Below are 15561 nucleotides of genomic sequence, written 5' to 3' on the forward strand. Positions count from 1 at the left end.
ATGATATTGCCTCGGTCGCTTGGAAACGAGCGCCCCGGCTATCGGAACCAGATCGCTTCCCGTTGCATAGTTGAGCTGTTTTCCGGGGTAAACCCCCGCTTGAATCTTCCGCTTCCCCGCGAAGGGGTCTACAAGGCCGATCACTCTCCCGCCTTTTATGCTCCTTATTGCGCTCGGTTCGCCGAGAGCGTCATTCTCGAAAATTGAAGGATCAGCATGGACATACCCCTTTGCCCCATTACCGGAGAACCCGCGCGCCGGTTGGTTCAATGGGTAGATGCCCGCCTGCTTACAGATTTGTGGCGGATCACTTTCAAAACGGATTCACGGCCGAGTTTCAGGGGAGTCGAGAGATTCGGTCTTTGGGAATCGCCTTGCGGCCTTTATTTCTTCGATCCTTTGCGCGAAGGCGATGCCGGTTTCTATCACGATTTTTATACGCGGCTGCGCGCTTTGTCATTGTTCGGCACGGAGGACCAGCGCGCTGAATTTGCGATCGCGGCGAAAAGCATCGCAGAGGGTGCGCGCGTCCTCGATGTCGGTTGTGGATTGGCGAGCTTTCGCCATTGTGTGCCACAAGCGCATTATACCGGTCTCGATCCGAACCTCAGCCTGACGATCCCGGGCGTCGATCTGCGCAAGGAATCCATCACCGATCATGTGGTCACCCATCCGGGTGAGTATGATGCCGTCTGCGCCTTTCAAGTCATCGAGCATCTTGATGATCCCCGTACATTCTTTCACCGGATGATCGAAGCGGTTAAACCCGGGGGCCTCGTCATTATCGGCGTGCCGCATGTTCCGTCCCCCATGACGCGCATTCCCAATTTCATTCTCAATGCGCCGCCTCATCATCTGACCTGGTGGACAGTTGAGGCCCTTGCCACTCTGGCCAAGGGGGGCGGTCTCGATGTCGAGAGCATCGAGGAAATGCCCTGGAGCGACCCTGATGCGCCGATCTATTGGATTGAAAAAAGCTCCTTCATCAAAGGCCGGGATCAGCATTTCCGTGGGCATTGGCTCTGGCATGCCGCGGCCTTTGGCGGGCTGATTGGTGGCTATCTCTTGAATGCGTTGTTCAAGACGCCAAGCACTGTGAAAGGCGGCGGGTTGTTGTTGATCGCCAGGAAGCCCGGTTAAAGGTTTCAGTCTCCTGAAACGCATCGGCCCCGAGTGAGTATCACTCGGGGCCGATGCGTTTTAAAACCATGATTGTCAGGATTTCGGACGGATATGTTGCGTCCCGAAGACATAATCCATCCAAGGGACGCTGACGCCGAAACCGCGATTTGGATCGCGGAAATGATGCAGCATATGGAAACGCCGCATGAAAATGCCGAGCGAGGTTTTGGGCTCGGCATGATGCAGATAATAATGCGTCATGTCATAGATGAGATAGCCCGTGATGAAACCGGCCAGGACGGGATAGGCGAAGGGCAGGGGGAATATATTGGTCAAGATCCCATGCACGGCCAACATGATCGGACCGCTGAGCAGGATCGGCATGACGAGACGGAGTGGATCGTTCGGATGCACGTGATGAACGCCATGGATGAGGAAATGAATCCTTTTGCCGATGGCGCCCGGATATTGCCAATGAAACAGGAAACGATGGCCGAGATATTCGGTGATGGTCCAGATGGCATAGCCAAGCACCATGCCGCCAATCACTGTCAGCACAGGCAAAAGATGCAGGCTGAGGGCAGCGAGACCGAGAACGATCGGGACATAGACGAAGAGCGGCACTGACCAGTGAACGCGGGATAATTTATCGAGCAGCGCATTCTCGAACAGACGCGGCGAGGCGCTAAGATGGTCGGGATCATTCGCCAAATTCTGGGCGGTATTTTGCATGCGGGCGCCCTTTAAGAGTATTGGATCGGTCCCAAAAACAGCTCCGCTTTTGGGACCGATCCGATACATTTCCAAAAATGGAGCGCATCGGACACGATAAACTTCAACGCCGATGCTTTGCGACTTTTCATCAATCGTCGATTTTTTATCTATTCATCGGCGATGAGGCAAATCACGCCTTATTTCGCTTTGCTTTCACCTCTGTTCTTCCATTTCTCAAGAGGATCCGCCCGCTTCATTGCATGCGCAGCACGAGCGCGCATTCGGCCGGCAATTGCGCCAGGGTCAGGGGCGGCTTCGGCTTATAGGGTCTGGGCGGCGGATGCAGAACCTCGTCCGAAAACCACCAGGCGAGCGAAGCATCGCATCCATCGCCCGGCGGCACGGGGTCCTGATCGCGGCAGGCCGGCTCTCCGGCCGGGCAAGCGAGCCGGACGTGAAAATGATAATCATGCCCGAAATAGGGACGCACCTTATTGAGCCAGGACCGATCACCTGTCGCCTGGCGGCAGATTGCCTTCTTGATGGCAGCATTGACGAAAATCCGCTGCACCTCGGACGATTGCGCTGCCGCTCTGATGACGGCGAGATGATCGGGTGTCCAGGTGGCTGGATCGATATCCAGGCGGTCGGCGCGCACGACATTGGTCGAACTCATGTTTTCCCGCTCCTGGCGGGTCAGCTCATGGTTCGGCATGGGGGCGAGCCAGATATCGGCGTCGAGCCCGATCTGATGCGAGGCGTGGCCGGTGATCATGGGGCCACCGCGTGGCTGCGACATATCGCCGACGAGAATGCCCGCCCAATGGCTCACGCTCGGCACTTTGCGCGCGAAGGATTCGAGAAAGGCGAGGAGCGCCGGATGACCCCAATTCCGGTTGCGCGACAGACGCATGACCTGCCAAGCGGGACCATTGACCGGCAAGGCCTGTCCGCCACTGAGACAGCCGTGGGAATAAAAGCCGATGGTGCGCGCCGCGACCGGTGTCGGAGTTCGCTCACGGCCGAATAATTCCTTGGCGGGTGTACTGGCCGAAATATGTTCTAGAGGCGCCAGGGGCTTTGGATCGATGGAGCCCCTGTCTTGCGCATTTGCGAAATTGGCCAGGACCATGAAGGCCGTAAGAGCCATCGGCCGGGTGAAAAGACGAGGCCACCAGAGTTTTTCATTCCGGGCGGAGATTGCTGGCATGAGGACAGACCGATCGGAAGCGTTTTCAAAAACTAGATCTTGATGCCTAATTTTGGCTTAATACCGTCAGACTGGGTTTTGGGCGTGGCCGCACGCGCCCCATGGCGGGCATCATATCGGCCCTGCGCCCAGACGACATCATGGGTGGTCCAGGCGCGCAGCCAGGCCGCCAAGGCCAGAATTTCCCGCCCAAGAAAGGCGAGGGGCGTCCAGGCCGAGACTTCCCATCCCTTGATCTTGGCACAAAGCACTTCCAGGACAAACCAGACGAGCAGGGTCATGCCAAAACCGAACCCGCCGGAGAGACCCAAAAGCGAGGCCGCGGGAATGGCGGCGAGTGCGGCGGGCAATGGACTGCTCAAGGGTTCGAGCGGGAAGGAAGCTGGTTCTTCCTTACGGCGAATAATGGCCCAGCGGCTTTGCCGTTCATAAATGTCGCGGAAACCCCGCGCGCCGGTTTCCTGCTCGACCGTGATCGGGGCAAAGACCGTTCGCAAGCCGATCGCCGCGAGCCCTTTTGAAAGCGCGCTGTCTTCCGCAAGACTGTGACTGATGGACGCAAAGCCGCCGGCCTTGGCAAGATCGCTCCGGCGAAACAACATGACCTTGCCGACGCCGAAACCCTGGCCGAAGGCGGAGGCTGTGAGAAGCAGCCTGGCATGACCATTGATGAGAAAGGCCTCGATCTCGCCGGCGAGGCTTTTGGCGCGGACCGCGACCGGGACCATGACGACAAGGCCGATATCCGGCGTCACCATGCGCATGAGCGCACGCAATGTGTCAGGCGTGAAAGTAATATTGGAATCCTTGGTCAGGATGAAATCATGCCGCGCTTCCGCGAGGGGGCGCGAGAGGACATTCAATTTCGGGCTGACGGCTTCAGTGCTCTCCGACTGCAGAAAACGGCACGCGCGCGTTTCATGCCGCGCAGCGATCGTTTGTGCGGCCTGCAAGGCGGGGGAGTCGGCTTCCGCCGCGCCGACAAGGATTTCATAATCGGGATAATCGAGCCCGAAAAGCGAACCAAAGGCACGCTCGAAACCGGGATCAAGCAATTTGATCGGCGCGATCACGGAAACGGGAGGGCAAAAACCGGGAGGCTGTTGTGGCAAGCGTCGCCGTTGGATGAAGGGCTGTATCAGGGCGCCGCAGAGGTTGACGAAAAGCACGAACCAGGAAAGCACCCACCACAGGGCCGCGCCATAGACCAGGACCATCCACACGATTGTCGTCACCTGTCCTTTTGCTTCGTCAGTCGTATCGAGAATCGCAGTTTCTCGATACGTCCCTTTTAAAACCGTATCCACTCGTCCTCATTGAACCGCGACGAGCCGAGCTTCAATGAGGGTGGATACTAGAAGGGCATCACATGCCGCCCGGAAAGGCTTTCGGGCTTGATGCGGCACGTGGCATGCCCATGAATTTTATCCTATCTATCAAATCTCGCGGGCTCACGAGAGTGAGGCTGTGCTGACGATTGGTTACAAGGTTGTAACATGCCCGAATTGCCTGAAGTCGAAACCGTCCGCCGGGGGCTGGCGCCGGTCATGGTCGGGGCTTCCTTCACGACTGTAGAGCAGCGACGGGCCGATCTTCGCTTTCCCTTTCCGGACAATTTCGCGGCTCGCCTTGAGGGTCGCCGTGTGGAAGCGCTCGGCCGCCGCGCCAAATATCTGCTCGCCGATCTCGATGATGCGCAAGTGCTGGTCATGCATCTCGGCATGTCCGGTTCGTTTCGCATCGAGAAGGCGGGCGATCTCGCCTCCCCGCCTCCTGGCAAGAACGCTGCGCATGATCATGTGGTCTTCGGGCTTTCGACGGGCACGCGCATCATTTACAATGATCCACGCCGTTTCGGTTTCATGCATTTGATCGCGCGCCAGGACCTGGCGGGGCATCCTTTGTTCCGCAATGTCGGCATCGAGCCGCTCGGCAATGAGCTCGAAGGGGCCTTGCTGGCGCGATTGTTTGCAGGCAAGACGACGCCGCTCAAGACCGCGCTGCTCGATCAGACCCTGATTGCCGGCCTCGGCAATATTTATGTATGCGAGGCTTTGCACCGGGCGGGGCTTTCACCGCGCCGGGCGGCGGGGACGCTCGCCGGCAAGAAGGGCCAGCCGACAGAGCGCGCGCATCGTCTTTCCGAAATCATCCGCGCGGTTTTGGAAGAAGCGATCGAGGCGGGCGGTTCATCCTTGCGCGATCATCGCCAAGCCGATGGCGCGCTCGGCTATTTCCAGCACCGTTTCCGTGTCTATGATCGGGAAGCAGAGCCCTGCCCGCGAGAGGGGTGTGGTGGCACGATCAAGCGTATCGTGCAGGCCGGACGATCGACGTTCTTTTGTGCCAAATGCCAGCGGTGAGACTCGTGGAAGCGATCCATGCCATTGCATGTTCAAGGCAAGGAACCGCTTCGGAGTGACGGGCGTGATGAATGACAGTCACTGACACTTACAGCCGTGCGACCGTGGCCGGTTGTTTGTTGCCGAGCACGATGACACGTGTGCCGACGGGGACGCGCTGATAGAGATCGACGACATCCTGATTGACCATGCGGATACAACCTGAGGATACACTCTTGCCGATGCTCCAGGGTTCGACCGTGCCATGGATGCGGAACAATGTATCGACATTGCCTTGCCAGAGATACATGGCGCGGACACCGAGTGGATTGCCAGGACCGCCGGCCATGCCGAGCCCACTTTGCAATTGGGCCATTTTCTTCTTGAGCTCAGGCTGACGCTGCAACATTTCCTTCGGTGGGTACCAATCGGGCCACTCACGTTTGAAATTGATCGTCGCCTCGCCCGACCAGGCAAAGCCTTCGCGGCCGACGCCGACGCCATAGCGCATCGCCTTGCCGCCTTCCTCGACGTGGTAGAGATAATGGTGCTGCGGATCGATGACGATCGTGCCCACGGGTTCGTTGGTCTTGTAATCGACTTCCTTGCGCAGAAAAGCGGGGTCGATCTCCGACAGCTTGGTGCCGGGAATGGGAAATTTGTCGTCGTTGATCGGCCCATACATGGCCGCGAAATCACCGGGTTTCGCCGGCCCCGCAGCCGTGGACTTGTTGGCCGGCGCAGCGAGAGGATTGGAAACGATCGGATTGGGGGTGGCCAGGGAAGCCTCTGGCTGTTCTTGATCCTCCGCGCAGCCGGCAAGCGCCAAAGCGCTCAAACTGGCGGTTCCGAGCAGAAGCAGGCGGCGGCTGACGAGAGAAGACATGGGGCACCATCAAGGGGATGCGAAGATTTAAGAAGATTAATACGAGTTAATGCAGAACCGACCAAATCAATAGTGCCGAGGAGACACAGAAAACTTTTTAGGCCCTTCCAGTGTCAGTTTTTGTGCTTGGAAAGCGCTCCCTCAATAGCAACAGACCCAAAAGTGAGGGCCACTTTTGGGTCTGAGTTTAGAGCCTATTCATCGCGCGCACGATCTTGCCGCAATCCCATCGATCATCGGAAATGACTGATGGATCAGGCGCGAGCACACCTCCTGTGCGAAAGGGTCAAGCGCTTTCCTTGGTGCGGCTGGCGCGCTTCCGGTCGTTCGGATCGAGCAAGGTTTTGCGCAGACGGATCGATTTCGGCGTGACTTCGACGAGTTCATCTTCCTCGATATAGGCGAGTGCCCGCTCGAGCGTCATGCGAATGGGCGGTGTCAGCTTCACGGCTTCATCCTTGCCGGCGGCGCGGATGTTGGTGAGCTGCTTGCCTTTCAGCACGTTGATTTCAAGGTCGTTGTCGCGTGTGTGTTCGCCAACGATCATGCCGCGATAGACCTTCTGGCCGGGGTCGATCATCATCGGGCCACGGTCTTCGAGCTTCCACATCGCATAGGCGACGGATTCGCCATTATCGTTGGAAATCAGAACGCCGTTGCGGCGGCCGGTGATCTCGCCCTTCCAGGGAAGGTAGGAGTGGAACAGGCGGTTCATGATGGCGGTGCCGCGCGTATCGGTCAAAAGCTCGCCCTGATAGCCGATGAGTCCGCGCGTCGGGGCATGGAACACGAGGCGCAGGCGATCGCCGCCCGAGGGGCGCATCTCGATCATATCGGCCTTGCGTTCGGCCATTTTCTGCACGACGACGCCGGAATGTTCCTCATCGACGTCGATGACGACTTCCTCGATCGGCTCGAGCAATTGCTTCTCGTCCTCGCCCCGCTGATAGACCACTTTCGGCCGTGACACACCGAGCTCGAACCCTTCGCGGCGCATGGTCTCGATGAGGATCGCGAGCTGCAATTCGCCGCGTCCCGAGACGATGAAGGATTCACCGCCGGGCGAATCCTCGACCTTCAGGGCGACATTGCCTTCGGCCTCCTTCATGAGCCGCGCGCGGATCATGCGGCTCGTTACCTTGTCGCCTTCGGTGCCGGCAAGCGGTGAATCATTGACGAGGAAGGTCATGGACAGCGTCGGGGGATCGATCGGCTGTGCCTGCAAGGGCTCGCTGATCTCCGGCGCGCACAGGGTATCGGCGACGTTGAATTTCTCGAGGCCCGCTATGGCGACGATATCGCCGGCTTCGGCTTCCTCGATCGGTGCCCGCTCAATGCCGCGGAAGGCGAGGATTTTGGAGACGCGGCCCTGTTCCACCACATTGCCATTGCGGTCGAGAACCTTCACTGCCTGGTTCGGCTTGACCGAACCGGAGAAGATGCGGCCGGTAATGAGACGGCCGAGATAGGGATTGGATTCAAGCAAGGTGCCGAGCATACGGAAACCGCCTTCGCCGATCGTCGGCGCCGGCACATGCTTGAGGACGAGATCAAAGAGGGGACCCATACCGTCCTTCGGGCCTTCCGGGCTCTCAGCCATCCAGCCTTGTTTGGCGGAGCCGTAGAGGATCGGGAAATCGAGCTGTTCGTCGGTAGCGTCGAGCGCGGCGAAGAGGTCGAAAACTTCGTTCACCACTTCGGTGATGCGCGCATCAGGCTTATCGACCTTATTGACGGCGACGATCGGCTTGAGGCCGATCTTCAGCGCCTTGCCGACCACGAATTTGGTCTGTGGCATCGGTCCTTCGGCCGCATCGACGAGAACGATGGCGCCATCGACCATGGAGAGAATGCGCTCCACTTCGCCGCCGAAATCGGCGTGGCCGGGCGTGTCGACGATATTGATCCGCGTATCCTTCCAGGCGATCGAGGTCGCCTTGGCCATGATCGTGATGCCGCGTTCCTTTTCGAGGTCGTTCGAGTCCATGACCCGTTCGGCGACGCGCTGGTTTTCGCGGAACGCGCCGGATTGTTGCAGGAGGCGATCCACCAGGGTCGTCTTGCCGTGGTCGACGTGGGCGATGATGGCGATATTCCGCAGGTTCATATGTGACCGTTCCAAATGAAAAAGACCGAATCGCACCGCCGCGCGGGCGTCTCAAGTTTGATAAAGTCAGCAAACTACCGTCCAGAAGCCTTGGTCATGCAGATTGGCCAGAGTCCGGGCGAAGAATGACAGTGTTAAAGAGACTGGGCTGACACCGATGCGGATCGATGCAATGCCTCAAGAAAAGGCATTGCATCGATCCGCAGAGCAGTTGGTCCTTACAGCATCAGACCAAAAAGAGGACAACATTTTTTGGTCTGATACGGAATAAAGATCTCGCTCATCGCTCTTGGATCCTATGGGGAGCGATGTCTTCCTTAATTTTTACAGGTGCCTGGACCGAATTTTGCGATCCCTACCTTAACCAAGCGTTGTCGTGCGGATCTTGATGACGATCTGCTCTTTTCAAGAGCATTGAGCAACACTCGTACCAGGATCAGTGGACCTGCTTCGTGCAGCAAGTGGCGCTGCTCGTTTTCATGGCTTGACGAAACCATGAAAACGGTGGGACATTACGGCAAAGCTTAGCACGAGACTGGGCTCTCATCGGCTCAGCCATGGAGATCTGGTAGCCAGGGAAGGCTTTTAAAGGGCTTGGCACCTTGCGATCCGCTGAGGGACCTTTAAGATCCCCCAGGTGCCAAACATGCAGAGCCGAAGCGGTTCTGACGAAGCAGAACCGCCCAGCCGCCGCCCTACGACCCGGGTCCACAGAGTCGAGGGAAGCCCTCGGTTATTGTAAGGCTGGCTTATAAAGCAAACGAATCGAATTGGGAAGCCTGCTCTTGCACGGCTTTTTGCGAATTTTTGTCGCGTTGGGAGCCCTGCATCAGGATTCCATGGATCCAGTTTTATTTGGATCCCCAGTTTTATTTTATTTCTCATCGTTTTCGGGTGTCGGCGGCACTGAGCCTGGGCGGGTGCGCAGCCGACTATTGTGCAATTCGCCCTCCGCCTCGAGTCTTGGATAGGCCGCCGCCGCGACCAGCTTGTCGTTGACGGCCTTGAGCGCGCGCAAAAGCTCGAGGTGCAGGGCGCTGGCCTCGATGCTTTCCGATTTTTGGCTCCGCATCCTCTGGATGTGGGCCTCCGAGGCTTCCCGTTCGAAATCCCGGAAGAGGGTCTTTTCATGCGCGAGCGTCCGTGCCTCGCGCAGATCATGCGTCATGAAAACAGTTGTCGCCAAACGCAGATTGGTCGAAAGCCGCTCGAACAGGGCTTGAAGATCCGCGGTGCCTTGCGATGACAGGACGATTCCGCGTTTCAGTTTCTTCACGGCCAAGGCCATCACATCACGGTCGAGCGTATCACCGGCATGTTCGAGATTGGTGGTGAAGGTCAGGATGCTGAAGAGCCTTTGATCATCTTCCTCCGAAAGGCTTTCGGCGTCGAGATCGGTCAGATAATTATGAATGGCCGTGTTGAGGGCATCGACCACATCTTCCATGCGCCGGGTTTCGGTGATCCGGCGGTAATCATTCTGCTGCATGCCTTGCATGGCGCCGCGCAGCATCTCTTCCAAAACATCCGCCATGCGCAGGGCTTCCCGCGTCGCGCCGGCGATCGCAATGGCTGGCGTCTCCTTGGCTGTCTCCTCGAGATAGAGCGGACGCGAAGGATCCTGCGCCTCGAAGCGCGGCGGCAGCAGCAAGCGCAAAGCCTTGGCCACGAGATCCAGAAGAGGCAGCAGGATCAGGGCGATGGCGCCATTGAACAAGGTGTGGAAATTCGCCACGGCGCGGCTGGATGCAGGATCCAGCAGGAGCATCCAGACGGAGATCGTGTCAAGAAAAGGCATGACGACGATGGCGCCCGCGAGACGGTTCAGCAGATTGCCCATCGCGACCTGACGTCCCGTGACATCCTTGGCGGTGGTGGTCTCGAGAACCGGATTGAGGGCCGAGCCGATATTGGCGCCGAGCACCATGGCGAGGGCCGTCGAGAGCGGGATGACATCCTTGCTAGCGAAGGACATAACGAGCAGGACCACGGCCACGCTCGAATGGATCGCCCAGGTGACCAAAGCTCCAACCAGCAGGGCGATCACCGGCGCCGTTGCAATGGCGCCAAGAAAAAGGCGCAGGCTCGGCACGTCTTCATAGGGGGTGATGATCGTCAAGAGATTGCCGAGCGCCATCAGCATGAGGCCGAGGCCGATGGCGACGCGGCCGAGATCATGGGTTCGTGTGGCGGTGCCGTGCCGTTGGAACATGACCACGCCGATGCACAGAAGCAGCGGCGCGAGAGGCCCGATGTCGAAGGACAGGACCTGGACAATCAAGGTCGTCCCGACATTGGCGCCAAGCATGATGGCGAGCGCCGGCACCAGACCGATCAAGCCCTCGGCAGCGAAGGAGGCGGTCATCAGGCCGGTTGCTGTGCTGCTCTGCAAGACGGCCGTGACGCCGACCCCGGTGGCGAAAGCCTTGAGGCGATTGCTGAAGGCTTGGGAGAGGCCGCGCCGCAAATTGGGGCCAAAGCCGCGCTGGACGCCGCTTTGCACCATATGCACGCCCCAAAGGAGCAGCGCGACGGCTCCCGCCAGGTTCAGAAGCGTCAGAGTGGCATCCATTCCGGCTTTCGTCCTTGATCGATCGGCGCCGAAGCCTCAACTTTGGGCAATGGGACGACGGAAGACAACTCCCTCTTCCGTCCCGTCGGTCCAGGCCCCATCCTATTCTATCCGGGACATGAAAGCACGGCTTGCTGGCGCGAAACTGAACCCGGACCGTTCCGGAGGTCAGGCCTCGGCCACAGCATCCTTATCCGTATAGAGAAGGATCCTACCGTGTGTCTCGATGCGGGCCGCCGGCAGGGTCTGGTCATGGGCGAGCACGCGTTTCAGAATGGTCTGTTTGGCTTTCCCCGCCGCAAGAAACACAATGGTGCGGCTCGACCCAAGGGCCGGATAGGTCAGGGAAATGCGCGGATGCGACGCCGCGCCCTCAATGGCCGTAACCCAGGCCTCACGTTCATCGAGCGCAATGGTGCCGGGGAACAGGGAGGCCGTGTGGCCGTCCTCGCCAATGCCAAGCAGATTGATGTCGAACAAGGGACGGTCCTTGTCGAATTGGGTCGCGCCGTAGAAATTCTGCAAGGTCTTGGCGTAAAGGGCCGCAGCCTTTTGCGGCGAGCCGGCGTCGGTCGGGATCGGATGAATCTGATCGCGCGGGATCGGCACATGCGCGAGCCAAGCCTCATGAGTCATTTTATAATTGCTGTCTGGATGATCATACGGGACGAACCGTTCGTCCCCCCAGAAAATATGCAGTTGCGTCCAATCAATGGCGGCGCGAAACCCCTCCGAGCCGAGCAAGGCATAAAGCCGTTTGGGGGTCGAGCCGCCCGATAGGCAGAGCGAAACCGGCCGTCCGGCCAATGCGACGCAATTGGCGATCCATAGAGCGACGCGCTCCGTCAGATCCTCCGCATTCAGGGCGACATCGATAATCGGGTCGGGCGTCATTGCAAACTTACCTTTGGGCAAACTGACCTTCGAGAGGTTTATCGAAAGGCACGAGCACTAAATCTTGGGGCGCGAACGAACACGCGGCAGAATGAAGGATGTGACGGCCTCGGCAAAACCATCGTGCTGATTGTCGCTTGTCACGGCATCGGCCTTCGCCTTGACGGCCTCTGTCGCATTGCCCATGGCAATTGCGACGCCAGCCGTGGCGAACATGGGCAGATCGTTCTCCATATCGCCGAGGACGGCCACTTCGGCCAATGGGATACCGCAGATCGAGGCGATTTTTTCTACCGCATGGCCCTTGTCGGCGCCAAGCGGCGTGACGTCGATATAATAGGCTTGTGATCGATGCGCATTGGCCTTGCCCTGAAGCTTTTGGGCGAGAACCTGCTCGCAAGCCACGACTTTCGCGAAATCCTTCGATGAACCAACGAGCTTCGCGGCCTTGTCGATGAGGCCGGAGAAATCCGCGACGGTGATGGGCTTGGCTTTGATGGCATGGATTTCATGCGTGACATAGGCCCCATCCGGTTCGGTCACATACCAGCCGGTTTCGGTATAGAGCCAGACTTCAAGCCCCTGGGCGCGCATCGTCTCGATGGTCTCTTGGGTGCATTCACGCGGGAGCAGATCGATGCCGAGACATGTGAGTTGGGGATCGATGATCATGCCGCCATTAAAGGCGGCCAGCGGCAGCTTCAGCCCCGCGTTCAATTCCAAGGGCTCGATCAGCATCGCGAAACCCTGGGGCGGCCGGCTCGATACCAGAGTGAAGGGAAGTCCCAGGGCATGAAGACGCTGGACTGCGGCAATGGTCGCGGGCGTAAGGCTTTTATCCGGCGTGAGCAGGGTGCCATCCACGTCCGATATGAAAAGCGAGATCGGGGTGACTGTGTCGCTCATGTCAGGTCCCGCAAATTGGCTTGCTGGTCGGGGCGAGTGGAGGGAAAGCTCTCAGCGTGTGAGGCGTCTTTTAGGACTGATGGGATGACTCGAGTGCGCGCCAGGCATGGCCGCTGGCCGCCAGAAGCGCATCGGCCTTTGCCGGGCCTTCCCCGCCCGCGGGATAGATTTCGAGCGGACTGAGAGTTCCAAGCTCCCGATCGGCCCAGCCGTCGAGGAAAGGCTGGACCACCGCCCAGCCGGCCTCGACATTATCGGCGCGCTGGAACAGCGTCGGATCGCCGATCAGGCAATCATAGAGCAAGGTTTCATAGCCGGTGCTCGGATTGGCCTTGAAATAATCGGCATAGGAAAAATCCATTTCCACATTGGCCAATGTGACTTTGCGGCCGGGGCGCTTGGCGACGAAACGCAGGGAAACGCCTTCGTCCGGTTGAATATGAAGGATCATCCTCCCGGGGGAATAATCGCAGGCGTCAAGTTCGCGGAACAGGACACCTGGCGCCTTCTTGAAATGAACGACAATCTCCGTCCGCCGGTGGGCGAGCGCCTTGCCGGTGCGGATGAAAAAAGGCACGCCTTGCCAGCGCCAATTATCGATCCATAATTTCAGAGCGGCATAGGTTTCCGTCATGCTTGCCGGATCGACGGTCTCCGATGCACGATAGGCTGTGATTTTTTGGCCCAGAATTTCGCCCTCGCCATATTGGCCGCGCACCGCATTGGCCATGGCTTCTTGCGGGCTATATCGGCGCACGGCTTCGATGACTTTGGCCTTTTCCGTGCGGATCGCATCGGCGTCGAAGGAATTGGGCGGCTCCATGGCAATCATGGAGAGCAATTGGAACATATGGTTCGGCACCATGTCGCGGAGCGCGCCGGTCGTCTCATAAAAACGGCCGCGGCCTTCGACACCCACGGTTTCCGCCGCCGTGATCTCGATCATATCGATATGATCACGGTTCCAGATCGGCTCGAACATGAAATTGGCAAAGCGCAGGACCATGATGTTCTGCACGGTTTCCTTGCCGAGAAAATGATCGATCCGGTAGATTTGCGCCTCATCGACCTCATGCAGAATCGCGGCATTGAGCGCGCGCGCGGAGGCGAGATCGCGGCCGAAGGGCTTTTCGATAATGATGCGGCGGAAGGCGCGGTCCCTTTGCCGTGCGAGGCCGCTAGCGCCGAGTTGGGCGATGATGGTCTCGAAGAACCGGGGCGCCGTCGCGAGATAGAAGACGGCATTGGCGGGGTTTTGAGCCGCCTGTCCATGCATTGTTCCAGCAAGGCTTGCGAGCTTTTTTTCGAGCCCGGCATAGGTCGCAGGATCGGTGAAATCGCCGGTATGATAATAAAGACGCTGGCGCAGGAAGGCGAGGGCAGTGGCATCGGCGGTGGTGGCGCCTTCATCCTTTTCCGCGCCAGCCTGGCTCGTTTTTGTGATCGTGCTGACGATGGCCTCACGAAAGCTTTCGTCGGTCTTTTCGTGATGATCAACGCCGATGATACAAAAATCCGACGAGAGCAGGCCTTCCCTGGCGAGATTAAGCAGGGACGGCATCAGAAGGCGGCGCGTGAGATCGCCCGAGGCTCCGAAAATGACAAAGACACAGGCTGGCGCCGTGACGGTCTCAGGGCTGCATTCGGAAACGGGCGATCGCGGCGCGGCCCCGTTCATTTCGGCGCGTCCGCGGCTGTGCCTGGCTCCTTGACCTCGACATGGCCACCGAATTGGAAGCGCATGGCGGAGAGGAGCTTGTCGCCAAACGTATGGTCCTGGCGCGAGCGGAACCTCGCAAAGAGCGAGGCGGCGAGCACATTGGCGGGCACGGCTTCCTCGATGGCTGCTTCCAGCGTCCAACGGCCCTCGCCGGAATCCGCAACGGCGCCTTCATAATGGGCGAGATCGCCGCTTTCCGCGAGCGAAATTGCCGTGAGATCGAGAAGCCAGGAAGCGACCACGCTGCCACGCCGCCAGACTTCGGCAATATCGGCGAGGTCGAGATCGAAACGCTCGTTTTCCGGTAAGGCCTCCGAGGCTTTGTTTCGTAAAATATCAAAGCCTTCCGCATAGGCCTGCATCAAGCCATATTCGATGCCGTTATGGATCATTTTAACGAAATGCCCGGAGCCGGCCGGCCCCGCGTGAATATAGCCCTGCTCGGCGCGCGGGTCGCGGCCCTCGCGATGAGGTGTGCGGGTAATATCGCCGATGCCGGGCGCCAGTGTTTTGAAGATCGGATCGAGACCCGCAACCGCATCCTTCGGGCCGCCGATCATCATGCAATAGCCGCGTTCAAGGCCCCAGACGCCACCGGACGTGCCGACATCGAGATAATGTATCCCGCGTGTGGCGAGGGCCGCGGCGCGGCGGATATCGTCTTTATAATAGGTATTGCCTCCGTCGATGAGCGCATCGCCTGAGCTGAGCAAGCGGCCGAGCGTCTCGACGGCTTCTTCCGTGATGGGTCCCGCCGGCAGCATGATCCAGATGGCGCGCGGCGGTGCCAGAAGCTGCACGAGTTCGGCAAGGTCCCGCGCGGGCGTCATGCCTTCCTTGGCCAGACCTTGGGCAATCTCTGGCTTGGCGTCATAGACCACGCATTGATGACCGGCGCGGGTTAGGCGGCGTGCAATATTGCCCCCCATTCGGCCAAGACCGATGATGCCTAATTGCATGCCATTCTCCTTCTCTCCCATCGGTTATAAACAACACCCGATGGACATTCTCGAATTTTCAACAAACATTCGAGAATGTGATCCAGTGTCTCTGTCCGCGACCCTGGTTTGACGCCAAAGGCCGCAAAG

General features: G+C 58.9%; 12 protein-coding genes. 2 read left to right on the plus strand and 10 right to left on the minus strand.

All coding sequences use genetic code 11. The features are described 5' to 3' along the window. The first annotated feature begins 216 nt into the window (after positions 1-216). Positions 217-1140, plus strand: a complete 924-nt coding sequence (locus tag BIND_RS02280) for a class I SAM-dependent methyltransferase (protein WP_012383459.1) — start codon at positions 217-219, stop codon at positions 1138-1140. A gap of 75 nt (positions 1141-1215) precedes the next feature. Here the strand turns inward: BIND_RS02280 and BIND_RS02285 are convergent, their stop codons facing one another. The 3 genes from BIND_RS02285 to BIND_RS02295 all read right to left on the minus strand — a co-directional run bounded on the left by BIND_RS02285 (position 1216) and on the right by BIND_RS02295 (position 4281). Further along, positions 1216-1854, minus strand: coding sequence for a sterol desaturase family protein (locus BIND_RS02285; RefSeq protein WP_148210536.1), 639 nt, complete (start codon positions 1852-1854; stop codon positions 1216-1218). Positions 1855-2089: 235 nt separating this feature from the next. Next, positions 2090-3046, minus strand: coding sequence for a penicillin-insensitive murein endopeptidase (mepA, locus tag BIND_RS02290; RefSeq protein WP_012383461.1), 957 nt, complete (start codon positions 3044-3046; stop codon positions 2090-2092). 32 nt (positions 3047-3078) lie between these two features. Continuing rightward, positions 3079-4281, minus strand: a complete 1203-nt coding sequence (locus BIND_RS02295) for a glycosyltransferase (protein ID WP_244395941.1) — start codon at positions 4279-4281, stop codon at positions 3079-3081. A gap of 261 nt (positions 4282-4542) precedes the next feature. Between BIND_RS02295 and mutM the strand changes: the two genes are divergently transcribed. Then, positions 4543-5409 (plus strand): bifunctional DNA-formamidopyrimidine glycosylase/DNA-(apurinic or apyrimidinic site) lyase, encoded by an 867-nt coding sequence (gene mutM / locus BIND_RS02300; protein ID WP_012383463.1) that lies wholly within the window; start codon positions 4543-4545, stop codon positions 5407-5409. Between the two features lie 88 nt (positions 5410-5497). Here the strand turns inward: mutM and BIND_RS02305 are convergent, their stop codons facing one another. The 7 genes from BIND_RS02305 to gnd all read right to left on the minus strand — a co-directional run bounded on the left by BIND_RS02305 (position 5498) and on the right by gnd (position 15432). Beyond that, complete coding sequence (locus BIND_RS02305; RefSeq protein WP_012383464.1) at positions 5498-6274, minus strand: L,D-transpeptidase; 777 nt, start codon at positions 6272-6274, stop codon at positions 5498-5500. 286 nt (positions 6275-6560) lie between these two features. After that, positions 6561-8381: a translational GTPase TypA gene (gene typA, locus BIND_RS02310; protein ID WP_012383465.1), complete on the minus strand. Its 1821-nt coding sequence runs from the start codon at positions 8379-8381 to the stop codon at positions 6561-6563. 874 nt (positions 8382-9255) lie between these two features. Beyond that, the gene (locus BIND_RS02315) at positions 9256-10953 is read right to left on the minus strand and encodes a Na/Pi cotransporter family protein (protein ID WP_012383466.1); all 1698 of its coding nucleotides are present in this window, start codon (positions 10951-10953) and stop codon (positions 9256-9258) included. 168 nt (positions 10954-11121) lie between these two features. Beyond that, positions 11122-11847, minus strand: a complete 726-nt coding sequence (pgl, locus tag BIND_RS02320; protein WP_012383467.1) for a 6-phosphogluconolactonase — start codon at positions 11845-11847, stop codon at positions 11122-11124. Positions 11848-11904: 57 nt separating this feature from the next. After that, a complete protein-coding gene (locus tag BIND_RS02325) occupies positions 11905-12753 on the minus strand; it encodes a Cof-type HAD-IIB family hydrolase (RefSeq protein WP_012383468.1) in 849 nt (282 codons plus the stop codon). A gap of 70 nt (positions 12754-12823) precedes the next feature. Next, the gene (gene zwf, locus BIND_RS02330; RefSeq protein ID WP_012383469.1) at positions 12824-14431 is read right to left on the minus strand and encodes a glucose-6-phosphate dehydrogenase; all 1608 of its coding nucleotides are present in this window, start codon (positions 14429-14431) and stop codon (positions 12824-12826) included. Next, positions 14428-15432 (minus strand): phosphogluconate dehydrogenase (NAD(+)-dependent, decarboxylating), encoded by a 1005-nt coding sequence (gene gnd, locus BIND_RS02335; RefSeq protein WP_012383470.1) that lies wholly within the window; start codon positions 15430-15432, stop codon positions 14428-14430. Before gnd ends, zwf begins: the two co-directional genes overlap by 4 nt. Positions 15433-15561: the final 129 nt, after the last annotated feature.

Origin of the sequence: Beijerinckia indica subsp. indica ATCC 9039, from assembly GCF_000019845.1 — a bacterium.
GTDB classification, from domain to species: Bacteria; Pseudomonadota; Alphaproteobacteria; order Rhizobiales; family Beijerinckiaceae; genus Beijerinckia; species Beijerinckia indica.